The sequence below is a fragment of the Terrihalobacillus insolitus genome (assembly GCF_028416575.1).
Taxonomy (GTDB): domain Bacteria; phylum Bacillota; class Bacilli; order Bacillales; family Amphibacillaceae; genus Terrihalobacillus; species Terrihalobacillus insolitus.
Map to the genome: position 1 here is coordinate 96,176 of NZ_JAMQKB010000004.1, position 19,035 is coordinate 115,210.

Genomic DNA, 19,035 nt, shown 5'->3' on the forward strand with positions numbered 1-19,035 from the left:
TTCCGAAAATAACGGCCTCTCAGTCCGCATAGGATTTTTAGCGGACTCAGAGGCTCTTATTTGGCCAAAATCCGTGGTATTGGGAGGTTTCGCGGACTGAGAGGCCGTTAATTGCTGAAAATCCAGCCAAAAACAGCCCATTTATAGCAAATAACGGCCTGTGAGTCCGCTTAACCATGAGAAACAAGCCTTTTTCCGAAAATAACGGCCTCTCAGTCCGCATAGGATTTTTAGCGGACTCAGAGGCTCTTATTTGGCCAAAATCCGTGGTATTGGGAGGTTTCGCGGACTGAGAGGCCGTTAATTGCTGAAAATCCAGCCGAAAACAGCCGTTTTATAGCAAATAAGGGTCTGTGAGTCCGCTAACGCAAGGAAATCAAGCCTTTTTCCGAAAATAACGGCCTCTCAGTCCGCATAGGATTTTTAGCGGACTCAGAGGCGATATGTGGACATATACCAGAAGTGCAGCTCCCATTCCTTAATAGAATTTTTTTGCTACTATCAAGTGAACGTTCCATTTGTAACGCGGTTTGCTTTTAATCTATTAATTTATCTTTTTCGGTCCTTTCCAGTACATTTCCCTCAGGCGGTATATTTGGAGTTTACCTGTAGCTTTTTTTGGTAATGACTCTACAAATTCAATGGCCTTTGGTGCTTTAAAGTACTTTAAAGTACTCCAGATTAGATCGGCAATATGCTATAATTTCTTCTTCTGTTACCTTTGCATTTGGGTGTAATACGATGATTGCATTAGGAACTTCTCCCCATTTTCTTCAGGAATGGAAATGACAGCTACCTCCATTACGTCTGGACGGACGACCTTTGTTTCCCCGTTAAAAGCTAATTCAATACCTTGTCTTGCTTTAATTGTCATCGACAACTGCCTTCAACCAAATGATATGACATTTGTCATCTTAATCAAATGACGTATATGACTTCTTTTGCTTTATGTTTTTCTTTAATCTATAAATAACAGAAGATACTTATAGAATATTGAAAGCATAAGATGAGTGCTTGAGGAGGATAATATGAGTAGAAAAAAACAAGCGGAATTAAGAAAAAACGTCAAGCCATATGAAAGCTCTAATACGAAATCGGGCATCATGCAGTTGGTCAATACAATCCCGACGTTCTTTCTACTTTGGTTCTTAGCATATCAAAGTTTGTCTGTCTCAATTTGGTTAACCCTCGGATTGACAGTTGTAGCAGCAGGTTTTGTCGTTCGAATCTTTATTATATTTCACGACTGTACGCATCAATCCTATTTCAAGAACAAAAAAGCGAATAGATATCTTGGAACGGTTACAGGGATTATTACCCATTTTGCCTTTGAAAAGTGGAAGCGAAGCCATTCGATTCACCACGCGACAAGTGGTAATTTAGATAAACGTGGAACAGGAGATATATGGGTGATGACGGTTGAGGAATATGTATCGGCTTCAGCATGGGAAAGGGTAGCTTATCGCCTTTATCGTAACCCAATTGTTATGTTCGGATTAGGTCCGATTTACCTTTTTTTCATCGAAAATCGTTTTAATCGAAAAGGTGCAAAACGTAAAGAACGCTTGAACACCTACTTGATCAACTTCTCAATTGCTGCCATCTATGCGATGTTGATATGGGGAATTGGTTGGCAAGCATTTTTAATGGTGCAACTCCCGATTCTTTTCGTGTCAGGGGCACTCGGAATTTGGTTATTTTATGTTCAACATCAATTTGAGGATTCTTATTTTGAAAATGAGGATGAGTGGGATTATGTGAAAGCAGCGGTTGATGGAAGTTCGTATTACAAACTTCCAAAGATTATGCAATGGATGACTGGTAGTATTGGTTTCCACCATGTACACCATTTAAGTCCAAGGGTTCCAAATTATAATTTAGAAAAAGCACATGAATCAACGCCACCATTACAACAAGCAACAACGATTACGCTTGCATCTAGCTTAAAATCAATCCGTTTTCGCCTATATGATGAGAAAAACAGAACATTCGTTAGCTTTAAAGAGGTCAAAGAACTTTTAAGTAATACAAAGTTAAAATCTAAAGTGCAATTGAATAACAGAAGGCCAAGTCTTCAAGAAAAATAGGAACGCCAATAAGAAAATAACAAAGCAATGCACAAGAGGATTCTATTATCAAATCTCTTGTGCATTTTGGTATACTTAACATTAAATATAAACCAAAGGGGATCACTATGCAAAATTGGTATCACATTATCCCAAAAAATACGGGGCTTAGTGCTTACGTATGGATTATCTTTTGTATTCTGCCTTTTTACTTTATTATCAGATCATCATCATCCTTGGAAATCGTTTTCGGTATTTTAATGATTTTACTTTTTTTTGGTTCGTACCGTCTATCCTTTATTTCTAAGGGGTGGTCTGTATATGTATGGGTCATCATAGAAATGACGATAAGTATTGTCATGACATTACTTTTTGGCTATGTATACTTTGCGCTTTTTTTAGCATTTTTCATTGGGAAAATTCAAAATAAAATCGGATTTTCTATATTATATGGGATTCATCTTCTCAGTACAATCGGGGCAATTACAATCGTATTTATGAAAGAAAATGCATTGATTTACTCGCAACTTCCATTTATAGTCATTAGTATCATTGGTGTATTATTGCTACCATTCACGATGTATAACCGAATCAAGCGAGAAGAATTAGAAGTTCAGTTAGAGCATGCAAATAAGAAGATTTCTCGGTTGATCATTATGGAAGAACGTCAGCGGATTGCACGCGATTTACATGATACGTTAGGGCAAAAGCTTTCCCTTATTGGATTGAAAAGCGATTTAGCTGGTAAATTAGTGGATAAAAAGCCAGATGCGGCAAAGGCGGAAATAAATGATATTCATCAAACGGCAAGAATGGCCTTGAAAGAAGTTAGGGAAATGGTTTCTGATATGAGGGGAATAAAACTGAAAGAAGAAATGATTCATGTTCGGCAAATGTTAAAGGCTGCGAATATAGAGCTTCGTATAGATGGAAATCCAGAATTTACCGATACGCCATTATTGGTTGAAAATGTGCTAAGTATGTGTTTGAAAGAAGCGGTAACCAATATAGTCAAGCATAGTCAGGCTACTTCCTGCAATGTTTGGATTAAGCAAGTACCTAATGAATTGTGTATTAAGGTTCAAGATAATGGCAAAGGGATCACTGAAGAAATGAACTCTACACAGGGACATGGCATAGAAGGGATGAGAGAAAGATTGGAATTTGTGAATGGCAGCTTAGAAATTGAGTCTGGAAATGGAACGACATTGACTATACGAGTGCCAAATGTTATTCAACAAACAAATAAGGGGGCTAAAGTGTGATAAGAATTGTCATTGCTGAAGATCAACGTATGTTACTTGGTGCTTTAGGCTCGTTACTTGATTTAGAAGATGACATGAAAGTTGTCGGGAAAGCAAGGAACGGGGAGGAAGCATTGGAACTAGTGAACCAGCACCAGCCCGACATCTGCATCATGGACATTGAGATGCCATTGAAAAGTGGACTTGATGCAGCTGAAGAATTGAAGGATCATCCTTGCAAAGTAATTATTTTAACAACATTTGCACGGGCGGGGTACTTTGAGCGGGCAAGAAAAGCGGAGATAAGCGGGTATTTATTGAAAGATAGTCCCATCGAAGATTTAGCAAACTCGATTCGCACGATTATGGACGGACGACACGTGTATGCACCAGAGTTAGTCGATATTGCTTATGAGAATGAGAATGAAAGCCCGCTGACTGAGCGAGAGGAGCAGGTGATCAAATTAATTGCCGATGGGAAAAACACAAAGGAAATTGCGAGCGAGCTTTTTCTTACGAATGGGACTGTTCGAAATTACGTTTCTATTATTCTTGATAAACTCGGTGTAAGCAACCGAATTGAAGCGATTTCTCGATTTAAGGAGAAGGGATGGTTTAAATAAGGGTATTTGAGTAAACGATAACACCCCTTCGTTTATACAGATGAGTGAGTGATAAATACTGATACGTTTTTAAAAAAAACAGCATGTCTTCGTGGCTATTCCTACTATGATTAATTTTGAACAGCCCTTCAATAAGAAAAATGATCGTCCCCCATGAGCTATATACGGTTCAGGGGGCACTTTTTTGAAAAAGTCAGCGAAAGCGAAAGTATATTTTTTAGCCATTTTTCTAAATTTGAAAACAAAAAGCTATATCGCCTTTCTTCTTCCCCTAACCAACAAACCTACATACAGAATCAGTGAAATGGAAACAGAAACAGCGGATAGTAGATAAATAAAACTGTACCCAAATAAAAAAGCAACTTGGCCAAATGTGATCGCCCCAATACCTACGCCAAGATCAAAAAATGAGAAAAATGTTGCATTTGCCATTCCTTTTCGGCGAGAAGATGCTTTATCCACAGCCCATGCCTGTAGTGCTGGTTGTACACTTCCAAAGCCTAGACCATATAACGCAGCTGCTGTGAATAATATGAAAGAATTTGGGAGCCATGTTAACAGGATCATCGCACCAAAAATCATGAATGAACCTGGAAGAAATACGGCAATGTGCCCTTTCGAATCATATATTCTACCCGCAAATGTTCTAGAAAGCATTAAGAATAAGGCGAAAAACAAGAAATAAAGTTCTATCCCTTCAATTCCTTTCTGTTCGGTATATAGGGGGAGGAAAGACGCAATTCCACCAAAGGTCACCGTAATAAAAAATAGCAGTATGGAAGGCTGGATAGCACTTTTTTCAAAAATGTCAAATCTAGCTGTCACCGATTGGTTTTCTGGCTTTTCTACGTTCTTGTAATGAATTCTCGAAGATAAAAGAAATGCTACCATGCCTAAAGCAGCACAAATAATAAAGAATATAGTGAATGACATGTACCCCGTCAATGTAAGACCTAAAGCAGGTCCAAATGCCATTGCTAAGTTACCAGATAGACCAAAATAGCCCATTCCTTCCCCACGGCGGTTTGGCGGGATCAAATCTGTTGCTATCGTACCAGTTGCAGTTGTGGAAAATCCCCAGCCAATCCCTTGAACAATACGCATGATAAATAAGAATGCAATACTGACAACAAAGGCATAGGATCCTACTGAAAGAACGAAAAGGCTAAGTCCGAACATGTATGTAAATTGCCTACCTTTTGATTCTAACAAATGCCCGACAAATGGGCGAAATAATAATGCAGAAAAAGTGAAAATTCCTGTTATAACTCCGATTAGTTGGTCACTACCACCTAGTTCTTGTACAAATAAAGGGATTGTCGGTAATGTCATTTGAAACCCTAGGAAAATAAAAAAGTTCGCGGAACAAATTAGGACAAAATCTTTGGTCCAAATTTTTTCTTTCACAAGTTCTGTCATGGAAACCCTTCTTTCTTTCGACACTCGAATTACATTATACAAGAGTGAAGGGGACAAAGGAAATGTTAGAAATTAAAAATCAAAATAATGTTTCCGAATGTAGGCTACATGTTGAATATTAATTTGTAATGATCAAAAGCATCAATATATGTTTAGTAATACTATGTTGGGGTATAGTAATGATGTAAGAAGAAATAATCTTTACGCATAAAACAAATGAACCGTAATGCATAGAGGCAATGTGCTGGTTCTAAGGAGGTTTGGACATGGATAATAAGCATAATCACCATGAGGATGGCCATGGAAAAGAAAATGTAACAAATAATAATAGGAAACAACATCATCACGATCACCAGCAAACTCACGACCATAATCATAGTGGTGAACATAAGAATGACCATAATCATGAACACCACGAGCGCGAAGGACACGATCGCGAGCATGAACACCACGAGCACGAAGGACATGATCACGACCTCGTTGACCACAAACATGGTCATGGAGGACACAGTCACGGTCATGAAGGAAATGATCACAACCACGAAAATCACGATCACGGTCATGGAGGACACGATCACGGTCATATGATTGCTGATTTTAAAAAGAGATTTTACATCTCTTTACTAGTAACATTACCTATTCTCATTTTTTCACCGATGATTCAATCATTTTTAAATTATGAGTTAAGCTTTCCAGGGGTTATGTACGTACTATTTGTTTTGGCGACCTTTATTTTTTTCTATGGTGGAAAGCCATTCTTGACAGGTTCAGTTGCTGAATTAAAACAAAAGAACCCAGGTATGATGACACTAATTGCACTAGCGATCGTTGTTGCCTATGTGTATAGTAGTTTAACGGTGTTTGGGCTGTCTGGAAATAATTTTTTCTGGGAGCTTGCAACATTAATTGACATTATGCTACTAGGTCATTGGATTGAAATGCGCTCAGTTATGGGTGCGTCTAATGCTCTTGAAGAGTTAGTGAAAATGATGCCATCTGAGGCACACTTAATAGATGATAATAGCGGAGAAGTGAAGGATGTTAAAGTATCTAGTTTGCAACACGGGAACAAAGTACTTGTAAAGCCAGGTGAAAAAGTCCCAGTTGATGGCAGCATCGTGAAGGGTCAGTCATCTGTCAATGAATCAATGTTGACAGGTGAATCAGTACCAGTGGATAAAGAGGTGGAGGATGAAGTAATCGGTGGCTCGATTAATGGAGAAGGTTCCATAACGATTCAAGTAGAAAAAACAGGCGAAGAAAGTTACCTTTCACAAGTCGTGACGATGGTAAAAGAAGCACAGGAGTCTAGGTCTAAAACACAAGACCTATCAAATCGAGCTGCTAAATGGTTATTCTATGTAGCACTAACAGCTGGTTTGGCAACGTTGGTTATTTGGTTAGCATTAGGCTACCCTTTATCCTATGCATTAGAGCGAATGGTTACCGTCATGGTAATAGCCTGTCCGCACGCATTAGGTTTAGCAGCTCCATTAGTTGTAGCACGTTCGACAGCTCTGTCAGCAAAACAAGGGTTGTTGATTCGAAATCGTGCTAATTTTGAGGAAGCTAGGAAAGTACAGTCAATTGTATTTGATAAGACAGGTACATTGACGGAAGGTGAATTTGGAATAACTGAGATTGTTACAGAGGATGGCTATGACAAAACGGAACTATTACAAGTTGCTGCTTCCCTTGAAGCACAATCCGAGCACCCTATTGCAAGGGGGATTGTAGAAGAAGCGAAACAGCAAAATGTATCTTTTCATGAACCAGAACAATTTGAATCAATGACTGGAAAAGGATTAAAAGGTAATGTTGACGGAAAGGAAATATTAATTGTTAGCCCTGGTTATATCAAAGAACAGAACATTAATTTTCAAACGGAAGCATTTAACGAATTATCTGAACAAGGAAAAACAGTTGTATTCGTGCTAATAGATAATCAATTGGCAGGTATGATTGCACTTGCAGACAAAGTTAGGGAGAGTGCGGAACGAGCAATTGCACGCCTGAAAGAAATGAATGTGCAATCAATGATGTTAACTGGAGATAACGAAAAGGTGGCACAATGGGTAGCAAAACAATTGAATTTAGATGAAGTGGTTGCAGAAGTGTTGCCACATGAAAAGGCAGAAAAAGTAAAAGAAATTAAAGGTAAGGGATTGAAAATAGCGATGACTGGTGATGGTGTCAATGATGCACCTGCCTTAGCCAATGCTGATCTAGGGATCGCTATAGGTGCTGGTACAGATGTGGCAATGGAAACTGCGGATGTCATTTTGGTAAAAAGTAATCCAGAAGATGTTGTCTCCATCTTAGAACTATCGACTTCCACTTACAAAAAAATGATTCAGAATCTTTGGTGGGCTGCAGGCTATAACATCGTAACGATCCCACTTGCTGCAGGTATTCTATACCCAATAGGTATCGTATTAAGTCCGGCAATAGGTGCGGTGCTCATGTCATTAAGTACCGTTATCGTTGCAATAAACGCCCGATTGTTTAAAGGTTAAAAATAAACACAGCACCACTCTCCAAATCGTAGAGGGTGGTGCTATTTTTGTATAAAGTCTAGGTCAAAAGATTAATGTGGAAAATTTTGTGACTGCTGTTTATCGTTTTGTTGATTGTTATAAACGGGTATTTGCCCTTTGTTTGTATTCATGTTGTGCGTACTATCTCCCATTGGTTGTTGAGCATTCGTTTGTTCCATACTCGTTGCACTTGGATGACTCATCCATCCGTTTTGGTTTCCCATCATTTCAAGCTGCTCTGCAATATGTGACTGTTGTAATGCCATTTCAATATGAATTTTTTTGACTTGTGGGTCTTTCATATTCATTGCAGAAGTGAAATTATCATTTGCCATAGCAGTCGCTGTAAAGTGAGCATCCATTGCAATGTCTGGATCTTTCAATCCAATAGAAGTGGATCCGGACATATTTGCATGATTTTGACCTTGAGCTTTCGGTATCGGTGGAAGAGTAGCTTGACTCATCTGATTTGGGTTTAACAAATTGTTCATAGTCGTAACATGGTTTTTCATTAAGCCTGCTTGCTGCTCTATTAGCATTGAAAGTTGCTTGTTTTGAGTTGAAGCTGCATAAAACTCTAATTTTTTAATAATCCCTTTGTGTGCGGCTAAATGATTTGCCATAAGCCCTACATCTACCGTTTTTAACATGTTATAATCGCTCCTTTAGTTATTTATAATGTATAGTCAGTTAACTATTCTTGATAAATCAGTTGTGTGATCATACCACCAGGTGTGTGCCCATTGTTGGATTCGTGAAAAGTTTTGGTACCATTAATTGGCCACTTACCAGGATTGTTTGCGATTACTTCTACATCTATACGTTTCCCTGATGCTAAACTAATCGTATCGTCCATCATTCCCGTTCTTGTAAAACCGTCCACTTCTACTACGTTAAAATCGTGTCCGTGTGTATGCATGGAATGGCTAGAACTTGATTTGTTAATAAAACGAAGTCTTAATCTCTCCCCAAATGCAGTGTGTAAAGGGGATGTTTCTGGAAAACATTTCCCGTTTATCGTAAAGTAATTAGGTTTTGTACCGTATTTAATCGGCTTGTATGTCCCTGGAAAAACCTTTCCTAATTCAGGTTGTTCAATTTCCCATTGTTGTACGATCATTGTGTAATCGCGATCTGGCAACAGTACTGGATGTGTGTACAAGTTGTTGGGAAGTACAATAAAAGCACCCACCAAACCTAAATTCTCCTGAAAGTTCTGTGTGGAGTGGTAAAAGAAAGTACCAGCTTGCCATGCTTGGAATTTATAGGTGTATGATTCGCCAGGGTTAATTTTAGGAGTTGGTTCAATCGGTGGCCGCCCATCTTGCGTGTTAGGCTTGGCTAGTCCGTGAACGTGTAAGCTTGTTGGCTCTTGTGTCCGATTTTCCACTTCCAATTCTACCCATTCACCTTGTTTCACTACAATCATTGGACCTGGTGTAGAACCATTGTAACCAAGTGCATCAAGGGTGATCTCGGGTAGGATATTGTGCGCAATGGGTTCTGCAATTAATTTAAATTGACGCAAATTTTCTCGTTGTTGATACGTTGCAATTGTTCCGTCGGTAATAAAAAGGTTGCTTTCCCAATTATTCATGTCGCGAACCTCCACTTTTGATTTTTGTATCTAAACTTCCGCAATCCATTTTCAATCAGATTGGGATTTCATTAAGCCCACTGATAACAGTATTCCCTATGGATTGATTTTTACTAAAATTTATCTTTAAATGGTTTTAAGGTTTTAGACCCCCACCTCTAAGCGAAGCGTAGGTGGGAATTTCCAATCAGGTGGAGTCGAGACTCCATCTGATTCCCCGATGTTTCAGCTTGCTGAAACGAGTTCGCTTTGTGACGGGAATATCACTATATTTACCACCTATGACGAGTTTTATTAATTATCGGGAAACTTAACACCGATTCCTAAAGCATTATGATTCCAAAGAATGTCTTGAATACTTTCTACGTTAGCTTGATTACACTTAATCGTAAGAATTACCTCTGTTTTGCTCTCTGTTATATTGGTTTTTTTTCTTTTTAGATAGAGATACTTAGTAAAAGTACCGATCCCAAACCCTAGTAATAAACCAATAAATGCTAAGAATATCGGACCAATAGGTAAGATGTATCCATAAATAACCCCTAATAGCATTAAAATCATCCCCAATATAAAACCAAGGTCAACAACGCTAACACCATCTGAATGATGGATCGTATCAAATAGTCCTTTCTTTTGTTCCCTTTTTTTGTCTAACGGGATTGCAACAATATGTTTTTTTGGAATGCCATTCTCCTCTAGTTTCAAAAGTAATAATTCCAGTTTAGTTGAATATTCAAAAGAAGAAACGATGTGTAGAATTTCACTTTCATCACTTGTAGAGTTCATTTAAATCGCCTTCTTGGTATCGTTGAACAAGAAACATTGCTTTTTCTTTCTCAAATAATTTATTATTTTCAATAGCCAACGTGTACGAATAATACATGGAGAAACAGTAAATGGATGGGATAAATAAAATCCATTGCGGAGGTACGATGTCTTTGGTTACGGATATTTCTCCAACCATAGAATGAAAAACGCCCTCATAGATATTTGAACAAAAAATGACGACCAGCCACCAAGATAGACTGACAAGAAAATATGGTAATTTATGCAAATAAAATTCGCCTAAGCCTGGGCCAAAACTGGACCAAATACAGGCAAGAATGGGTTCCTTCTTTTCTAATATGTTAATTTCTAATGGCGAAAATTGGAAAGTGGAGATGTATCCTTTTTCTTTATTAGCAAGTTCATAAACCTTATTATTTTCAATAGACCTTCTATAACAGTCCCACATTGAAAATGCATAGACAAGCACGTATAGAAACGTCCAATTGACATGTAAGATCGATTTTGATTTCGTTATTTCTCCAATCATGGAATAATATATGGCTTCATTAACATGACCGAGATTATTGACTAAGTATTCAAAAGCAATAAGTAAAAATCCCCAAAAATAATGGTTGATGATGAGGTGTCCAAAACCAGGAAAGGCCATAGACCACCAAACTACGATCCAAGGATTAGTACGATGTAAAACATTACCTGCGTAACTATTGCTACTAAAAATCCACCTTCTTTGAGGTAGGTGCACTTGTTCATTTAATGTGGAAAGTTTTTGTTTCAATCCATTCACCTTTCTTCACAACTTGACCTCTACAACTATTTTCCCTCTTAATTAGGAGTTTATTTACATGTATCTAAAAATTTGGATGGTAAATATAGACTAAAGTGATATGATATGCTTTTGAGGAAAATAAAAAAATGCCTGTTATCCATTTTGTACTACTGGATACAGGCTATCGTCTTTCTATTCTTGTTTTTGATCTTTAAATGGTTTTAGGGTTTTAGACCGCTATAAGCGAAGCGTAGGTGGGATTCCCCGATGTTTCAGCTTGCTGAAACGAGTTCGCTTGTTAATGACGTTTATTTAACCACAGAACCCCAGATTTTGCTAAGCGGGGAAGGAATCCGGTGAATGGTAACTTAAACATATTACCAAAGCCATCTGATTTCCCTAGTGAGCCAAGTGCACCTTTTAGTTTTAGTTCTTTTGGTATTTCTGGTTCCTTATTATTTAATACAGAGTTGAGTACCTCAGCAATTTGCTCAGCTTGCTGTATGGCCAGTTGAGCGCTCGGCGAGTGTTTTGAAGAGGCGCTGTCACCTACAACATAGACGTTTGGTTGCTCAGGAACTTGATAATAGTCGTTCAGTTTGATTTTATCTTGCTCATCTTTTTCAAATGGTAATGATCTGACTAAGTAGTGTGGGCGTACTCCAGCAGTCCAAATCGTTACATCGTTTGGAAAGCATGCGCCATTGTTACACACTGCATCTTTTTCAACATAATCAACGTTCGCGTTGTGCAAAACTTCAACATCATTGGCAGCAAACCAGTCCTCCACATACTCTTGAATTTTGGAATCAAAGGCACTAAGTACACGATCCCCTCGATCCAATAACCTTATGTTCAAGTCTTGTCTGCTTTCTCTTATTTCAGAAGCTACTTCAATACCACTTAATCCTGCTCCCACTACAGCGACTTTTCCATACGCCCTTAAATTACCAATGGCTAAACTTGCATGTCTTGCTTTTGCAATGCTTTGAACGCTATGTGTGTATTCTTTTGCTCCTTCGATTCCATGATAGTTATCTTCACATCCTAGACCGATCACCAAATAATCATACGTTATCGGCTCATTTGAATCCTTTAGCCAAATTTGTTCATTTTCCGTATCAATTTGAATAATCTCGCCAAATGCGTAATCCACTTGTTCGTATGTTGGAAATTGCGTGCGTACATCTTTGTCAGATGTTGTTCCAGCTGCTATCGAATAAAATTCTGTTTTCAAGGAATGGTACGGATTTCGATCTACCAACGTAATACGTGTATCCAGTGATAAATCGGAATCCAATAATTTTTGGAGTATTTTAAATCCACCATAACCACCACCGAGTATGACTAATTTTTTCATAAAATAGACACCTTACCTTTTTAAGTAATCAGTTTGTGTATGACAAAAGCTGCCAATTGGATAATGTGTTAACCGTCTTCAACAGTCAAAACTTACTGTTTCATTCCACTTTACAGACTACCAAAAAAGAAACGGAAAGTATAGAAAATATCGGTTGATCCATTTATTTTTTGTTGAGGTTGTATCAGTTTTTGTTAGGTATCAATAGTGAGATTGGAGGAAGGAACAGTTTAGGAACCTAATTTTTGCAGAATTTCAGGGATATAGGTGGCTAATTGGAGAGAAAGCTGACCATGGTTGACGGTCAGCTTTCTAGAAATGCAGTTGATCAAAACGATTATTCATTTTTAGATTGGTTGTTTAATGCCTTTCCATATAGTAAGTAATCTTCCCTAATTTCCTTGAATTCGTCTAGTTCTGGCTGCCATTTGCTCTCAATTTCATCAATTGACGTACCTCGTTTAATTTCATCACGAATCCAGCCATTTCCGACAAGCAGGTCAAAGAACGATACGCCGTTACTGTTTTCGGCTCTGAATTTGAAGTCCTCAGGATAAAGGTCATAAATCGTTTTTACAATCGAAAGCCCTGTTTTAACCGGCTGATAGGCTTCCGTATTTGTTAAGTGAATTTGAATTCCATTTGACAGTGTTCCATTATACTTTGAAGATAATGGTGTAAAGGAAGACGATCTAAAGGTAACACCTGGAAGATCGAGTGCGTTTAGCTCATCAGCAAGCTCTGTACTATTAATGAATGGTGCACCGATTAGTTCGAATGGTTTTGTTGTTCCACGACCTTCTGAAACGTTTGTTCCTTCAATCCATGCGGCCCCCGGGTACACATAGGCAGTGTCCAACGTTGGCATATTAGGGGAAGGAAGAACCCAGTCAAGAGAAGTATCCGTATAATCCATGGAACGATCCCAACCATCCATTTTCACAACGGATAGATCTGCACCAATGGCATATTCTGTGTTAAATAGCTTTGCTATCTCACCAACCGTCATACCATGTTGTAATGGAATTGGGTACATACCAACAAAGGAGGAATAGTCAGGATCAAGAACAGGGCCTGCTACTTTATCCCCACCAATCGGATTTGGCCGATCTAGGACAACAAATTTAATATCATTTTCGGCGGCAGCTTCCATTGCATAAGCCATTGTATAGATGTAAGTGTAGAATCGCGTGCCAACATCTTGGATATCAAACAGAAGTACGTCTACTCCCTCTAGCATTTCTGGTGTTGGTTTTCTTGTATCTCCATATAAACTGTAGACTGGGAGCCCTGTTTCTTCATCTGTATAAAAATCAATGTCGTCACCTGCTTGGGCGCTGCCACGAACGCCGTGTTCAGGCCCGTATAAAGAAACAAGATTTACATCTGAATTATTTGCAAGCAGATCAACAATACTGTTTAAATCTTGATCAACGCCAGTAGGGTTTGTAATAAGACCAACATTTTTTCCTTTTATGAGATCAATTTGGTCCTCTAGTAATACTTCGACACCAAGTTTGAATTTAGACTTTTGATCCTTTTCGCTTGCATTAGGGTTGTGATCAGCTAGGGCTACGGAAAGCGATGAAAATAATAAAATAGCTGTCATGATTAAAACGTACCACTTTTTTTTCATGTAAATCTCCTCCTGAAAATTTGGATTGGAAATATTTGGTTGTTTCTTTAGTGAAAGGCTGACTCACAATGAAAGTAAGCCAACCTTTTTTCATAGATTAATAGCTTTTTCCATATCCAAAATCATATAGATTTGGTATGGTTACAGGAAGCTTTCCAGATGGATTCACTTCACCTGTTACAACTCGTGATAGCGCTTCAATCGAGACATCTTGGTAACCGTACGTAGCCAAATAACTGTCCACTTCAGGGAATACCATTAGATCATATGGATTCCTAATTGCAGAAACAATGACAGGTTTTCCTGTATCCAATAACGCATTAACTAGTTTTTGCTGAGAGTTATTTGTATTTGCTGAATAGGTTGTCACGATGATTTTATCTGCGCCTTGGGATTGTTCAACTGCTGCATTAATTTGCGCGTCCGTTGGCCATGTATTTGTCTTGTAAGAGGTTGACTTTAACCCTTCATTGTTTAATAGATCGGACAACAATGTAGGTTTCGCACTTGATGGTCCAGTTACTAGTAAATTTTGTGATTCGTCGTTAATTGGAAGGACGTTGTTTTCATTTTTTACGAGTGTAATACTTTTATTTGCAATTTCCTGTGCTAACGCAAGATTTTCCTCTGTACCTATCGATTGGGTGGCACTAGCATCTGTAAATGGATCTTCGAAAAGCCCTCTTTTCATTTTTACCTTTAAAATACGGTATACAGATTCATCTAGCCTTTTTTCACTTACTTCACCATTTTTCACTGCTTCTAGCATTGCATTATAAGCAAGGTCCACATCAGGTGGGTTTAATAAAATATCTGCCCCAGCTTTGAATGCCTCAACTGGAACACGTTCGGGCTCCATAACATTCGCCCCTGACATGCCTAGACTGTCTGTAATAATCAACCCATCAAAACCAAGCTGCTCACGTAGCACGCCGGTAAGTATTGGTTTTGAGAGTGTTGCTGGTAATCCAGAATTATCGAAAGCAGGAACAACGATATGGGCAGTCATGATGGAATCAATTCCTGCATCGATAGCAGCCTTAAATGGCTTTAAATCAATATTATTTAATGTTTCAAGGTCATGATTGATTTGTGGTAGTCCATAATGTGAATCAACATCTGTATCGCCATGTCCTGGGAAGTGCTTTGCAGTTGCACTGACATTTTGATCTTGGTATGCGTTAACTTGTGCAACAGTCATGTCTGAAACTAACTGTGGATCTTCACCAAAGGAACGAACTCCAATCACGGGGTTGGCAGGGTTCATGTTGACGTCGGCAACAGGAGCAAAGTTCATGTTAATACCAAGGCTCTTTAATTCGGTTCCTAAAACTCCAGCAGATTTACTAGCGTATTCTGTTGACCGTGTTGCGCCAAGAGCCATGTTACCAGGAAAAACTGTACCTGGAGTCGTTACCCTTTGGACAATTCCGCCTTCTTGATCTGTTGAAACAAATAAAGGGATTGGCATCCGCTGATCCATGGCAATGTCTTGTAATCCGTTAGATAGATCATTTACTTGTGTTGCATCAAGAGGAGTACCAATATTTTGTGTCCAATTAAAATAAATCACGCCTCCGATTTTGTATTTTTCGATGACATCTTTGAAGTTTTTACCACCTCGATTTTGACTAATATTCACATTTTCATAGTTTTCATCTGTCGGGTTTTTACCATACACATGAACAATGAATAATTGTCCGATTTTTTCTTCGAGTGTCATGTTTTCGATTTTACTCTGAATCCAACCTCTTTTTGCTTCCCCGTCTTTCCAGCCTGGTTTTGTAGGATCATCCCATCCTGCAAGCGCATACATTGGAAGGCTTAACAAAAATACGGTTGCGACAATTAACATAGTAAACAATCGGCTTTTTCGCATGCGTTTTTCCCTCCTTTAAGTGAAATGTTATGGATTAAACTGGCTGATTTAATATTTTGAACATCCTCTAATAGTCTCTTTCTATCCAAAAATCACTTCCCCATTTAATTGGAATTTCGTTTCCGTTCTTGGTAGTTAGTTTTATGTTGTTCACATACCATCCTCTACCGTTTATTAAATTATCTGTTCGATAGTTAAAGCGAATATAAGTGGTGTTTTTCGGTAAATTTACGGTTTTAATGAGCCACTTCTCACTATTTCCTGTCATTTTATCACCGATAGGTTCCCAATTCGTACCATCCTCTGAGACTTCGATTACTCCATAATCATTTATTAGTTCTGTTCGGAACCAAGTATTAAACGTAAGTGTTGCTTCCTCATTTAGATTGACATTTGTAATTAGGGTAGCATCTCTGTTATTTCCATAACCAGAGAACCATGCATCTCCTTTATCAGGGATAGCTACAGGAATTGCATCAGCAGTCAACTGTGCTACTTCTCTTCTAATTTCGTTGCTCGAAACGGTATTACGTGTTGGGTGGACACGATTCGTAAGTAGGATTGCTATTGTTGCATTGTTAGGATTCACAACAATCGAGGTGCCAGTATATCCAGTATGTCCCATTGCCCCACTACCTGATAATGCGTCCATATACCATCCTTGATCAAGTTCCCAGCCAAGGCCATGTGTGTCGTCAGGAAACTGAGGGATTTGATTTTCTGCAAGAAGCTTGACCGTATCAGGCTCTAATACGCGAGTGCCGCCGTATTTACCTTCTTGCAACATCATTTGTGCAAAGATAGCCAGATCTTTTGCGGTAGAAAATACACCTGCATGCCCAGCAACGCCATCAAGTGACCATGCATTTTCATCATGCACTTCTCCCCAAACAAGTCCCCTATCTGTCCATGGTTGATATTCGGTTGCCGCAATCCGCCCCTTTAAGTTTTCTGGGGGATTATACATTGTATCCGACATATCAAGTGGTTCTGTAATTGTATCTTTTACAAATGCATCAAGTCGTTTTCCAGACAATCGTTCTACTAGTATGCCAAGTGTAATCATATTAAGGTCACTATAGGAATATGTTTCACCCGGTTCATTATCTAGAGGCTGGGACAAGACAATTTGCAACCGTTCTTCACGATTTTCTCCCATGGTATAAAGCGGAATCCATGGCTTGAATCCAGATGTATGTGTCATAAGTTGACGAATCGTAACATTTTCTTTTCCATTTTGTTCGAATTCAGGGATGTATTTAGCAACAGGGTCATCCAACTCAAATGCGTTATCCTCATACAAAATCATTGCTGCTGTTGTTGTGAAAAGCTTGCTGACAGAGGCAAGATCAAAGATGGTATCTGTTTGCATGGTCATCGGTGAAGTCATTTCAGAAAATTGGTCATTCGTATAACGAGCGGCGTATCCGTATGCTTCTTGTTTGGCAATCGTTCCACGCCTGGCAATTAATACAACTGCTCCAGGCATTACTTTTTCGTTGATAGATTGTTCCACGACTGAATCGATTTTTCGTAGTGGTGAGGCTATCAACCCCGCGGCCATAGCAGAACCAGGATGTAAAACAGAGGATGAGGGGCCAGGGTTTTCCCAGGAGAATGTTTGGTTGCTATTCCTAAGTTCGTTTTCACCTTGAATCGAAGACTGCGATTGGTTCTTTGAAAGATCACCGGTAGCTCTACTTATCCCAGGAAAAGCAATAGACACAGTTAAAGCAGATACGATGGCTACTATTAAATTATTTTTTTGCATTTAAAACCTCCTATTTAAAATTTTATTTTGATTCTACTTGAGAGTAACAGCAAAATATATAGTTGTCTATACATCTAAAGACGCATTGTTTTTGTAAAAAAGGATATATAACTAATTATTTTTGCCTAGTACTTTAAGCATAGAATCAGATAGTAAAGCATCTAGATAAATATAAATTATAAATAGGAAATGATACGGAAACAGGTTCGTTTTTTGAAATTAAATGTTAAATAATGAAATAAGTTATTGACAAAATATTTCAAAGTAATATAATGATTTTGAAAGCGGTTTCTTATTTTGTTAGACTAATATTTTTTATTTTGTTCATGGCAAAGAATTAGACAGAGGGACTATTTATTTTAATTTAGAAAATTATAGCAGTTTTACTTGGCATCAAACGAGAAAGGAGCTGTGAAATGACAGAAGAAGTATCATATGATTTGACTGATTTAACAACGGAAAAAAGGAATAGAAACAGTATGACTCTGGATCAAATGTCCACAATCGAAATGGTGACAATGATCAATGAGGAAGACAAGAAAGTGGCTTTAGCAGTTGAAAAAGTGCTGCCTGATATTGTGAAGGTGGTAGACCTTGTTCATAAGGCATTTTTACAAGGTGGTAGACTTTTTTACATTGGGGCCGGTACTAGTGGACGAATCGGTGTTCTTGACGCCTCAGAATGTATCCCGACGTTTATGACATCTCCAGACATGGTTCAAGCAATAATTGCTGGTGGAGAAAAAGCATTTGTAGCGTCAGTAGAAGCATCAGAAGACGATGAAGAAGAAGGGAGGCGTGATTTAAAAAGCAAAAGTATAAATAAAAATGATGTTGTGATTGGGATCGCTGCCAGTGGCAGAACGCCATACGTGGTAGGCGCACTTAAATTTGCCCAGGAAATTGGCGCTACTACTGTTTCACTCGCTTGTAATAGAAATTCGATTATAAGTAGATACGCAGATTTCAAGATAGAAGTGATAACAGGTTCAGAGGTTTTGACTGGTTCCACAAGAATGAAGGCTGCAACTGCTCAAAAAATGATCCTAAATATGATTTCAACTGCTACTATGGTAAAAATGGGGAAAGTTTACGAAAATCTGATGGTTGATGTGCAAGCTAGTAATCATAAGCTGCGTGAGCGATCCAAACAAATCGTAATGGAAATTACTGGAGCTACATACCAAAAAGCGGAAGAGATATTAAAAAAATCGAATCAAAAAGTAAAGCCTGCAATTATCATGCTTCTTGCAGATGTTTCTTTTGAAGAAGCTAGTCAGGCAATTCAGAAAAGTGTTGGAAATGTCAGATTTGCAATTGAATTATGCAAGAAAAAGTAAATACAATG

General features: G+C 38.4%; 15 protein-coding genes. 5 read left to right on the forward strand and 10 right to left on the reverse strand.

The features are described from left to right. Positions 1 to 715 precede the first annotated feature (715 nt). A complete protein-coding gene (locus NC797_RS06325) occupies positions 716 to 874 on the reverse strand; it encodes a hypothetical protein (protein ID WP_272435925.1) in 159 nt (52 codons plus the stop codon). Positions 875 to 1,028: 154 nt separating this feature from the next. Between NC797_RS06325 and desA the strand changes: the two genes are divergently transcribed. The 3 genes from desA (at position 1,029) to NC797_RS06340 (ending at position 3,933) form a co-directional block, all read left to right on the forward strand. Next, positions 1,029 to 2,087, forward strand: a complete 1,059-nt coding sequence (gene desA / locus NC797_RS06330; protein WP_272435926.1) for a Delta(5) desaturase DesA — start codon at positions 1,029 to 1,031, stop codon at positions 2,085 to 2,087. Between the two features lie 107 nt (positions 2,088 to 2,194). After that, on the forward strand, positions 2,195 to 3,331 hold the full coding sequence (locus tag NC797_RS06335; RefSeq protein ID WP_272435927.1) for a sensor histidine kinase: 1,137 nt from the start codon (positions 2,195 to 2,197) through the stop codon (positions 3,329 to 3,331). Next, positions 3,328 to 3,933, forward strand: a complete 606-nt coding sequence (locus tag NC797_RS06340) for a response regulator transcription factor (RefSeq protein WP_272435928.1) — start codon at positions 3,328 to 3,330, stop codon at positions 3,931 to 3,933. Before NC797_RS06335 ends, NC797_RS06340 begins: the two co-directional genes overlap by 4 nt. 249 nt (positions 3,934 to 4,182) lie before the next feature. Here the strand turns inward: NC797_RS06340 and NC797_RS06345 are convergent, their stop codons facing one another. Continuing rightward, positions 4,183 to 5,352: an MFS transporter gene (locus NC797_RS06345; RefSeq protein ID WP_272435929.1), complete on the reverse strand. Its 1,170-nt coding sequence runs from the start codon at positions 5,350 to 5,352 to the stop codon at positions 4,183 to 4,185. A gap of 266 nt (positions 5,353 to 5,618) precedes the next feature. Between NC797_RS06345 and NC797_RS06350 the strand changes: the two genes are divergently transcribed. Then, a complete protein-coding gene (locus NC797_RS06350; RefSeq protein ID WP_272435930.1) occupies positions 5,619 to 7,868 on the forward strand; it encodes a heavy metal translocating P-type ATPase in 2,250 nt (749 codons plus the stop codon). A gap of 71 nt (positions 7,869 to 7,939) precedes the next feature. On the opposite strand, the gene NC797_RS06355 is transcribed toward NC797_RS06350, so the two are convergent. The 8 genes from NC797_RS06355 to NC797_RS06390 all read right to left on the reverse strand — a co-directional run bounded on the left by NC797_RS06355 (position 7,940) and on the right by NC797_RS06390 (position 17,687). Next, positions 7,940 to 8,539 carry a spore coat protein gene (locus NC797_RS06355; protein ID WP_272435931.1) on the reverse strand — a complete coding sequence of 200 codons (600 nt, stop codon included), beginning with the start codon at positions 8,537 to 8,539 and terminating at the stop codon, positions 7,940 to 7,942. A 44-nt stretch (positions 8,540 to 8,583) separates the two neighbouring features. Continuing rightward, entirely contained in the window at positions 8,584 to 9,486 is a 903-nt protein-coding gene (locus NC797_RS06360) for a multicopper oxidase family protein (protein WP_272435932.1), read from the reverse strand. 294 nt (positions 9,487 to 9,780) lie between these two features. Further along, complete coding sequence (locus NC797_RS06365; protein WP_272435933.1) at positions 9,781 to 10,272, reverse strand: hypothetical protein; 492 nt, start codon at positions 10,270 to 10,272, stop codon at positions 9,781 to 9,783. Then, complete coding sequence (locus tag NC797_RS06370; protein ID WP_272435934.1) at positions 10,256 to 11,050, reverse strand: hypothetical protein; 795 nt, start codon at positions 11,048 to 11,050, stop codon at positions 10,256 to 10,258. Before NC797_RS06370 ends, NC797_RS06365 begins: the two co-directional genes overlap by 17 nt. A 289-nt stretch (positions 11,051 to 11,339) precedes the next feature. After that, positions 11,340 to 12,401 (reverse strand): NAD(P)/FAD-dependent oxidoreductase, encoded by a 1,062-nt coding sequence (locus NC797_RS06375; protein ID WP_272435935.1) that lies wholly within the window; start codon positions 12,399 to 12,401, stop codon positions 11,340 to 11,342. A 337-nt stretch (positions 12,402 to 12,738) separates the two neighbouring features. Then, positions 12,739 to 14,037 carry an exo-beta-N-acetylmuramidase NamZ family protein gene (locus tag NC797_RS06380; protein WP_272435936.1) on the reverse strand — a complete coding sequence of 433 codons (1,299 nt, stop codon included), beginning with the start codon at positions 14,035 to 14,037 and terminating at the stop codon, positions 12,739 to 12,741. Positions 14,038 to 14,134: 97 nt separating this feature from the next. After that, the gene (locus NC797_RS06385) at positions 14,135 to 15,916 is read right to left on the reverse strand and encodes a glycoside hydrolase family 3 protein (RefSeq protein WP_272435937.1); all 1,782 of its coding nucleotides are present in this window, start codon (positions 15,914 to 15,916) and stop codon (positions 14,135 to 14,137) included. Between the two features lie 67 nt (positions 15,917 to 15,983). Then, positions 15,984 to 17,687 (reverse strand): serine hydrolase, encoded by a 1,704-nt coding sequence (locus NC797_RS06390; protein ID WP_272435938.1) that lies wholly within the window; start codon positions 17,685 to 17,687, stop codon positions 15,984 to 15,986. A 416-nt stretch (positions 17,688 to 18,103) separates the two neighbouring features. On the opposite strand from NC797_RS06390, the gene murQ reads away from it, so the two are divergent. Then, the gene (gene murQ / locus NC797_RS06395; protein WP_272435939.1) at positions 18,104 to 19,027 is read left to right on the forward strand and encodes an N-acetylmuramic acid 6-phosphate etherase; all 924 of its coding nucleotides are present in this window, start codon (positions 18,104 to 18,106) and stop codon (positions 19,025 to 19,027) included. Positions 19,028 to 19,035: the final 8 nt, after the last annotated feature.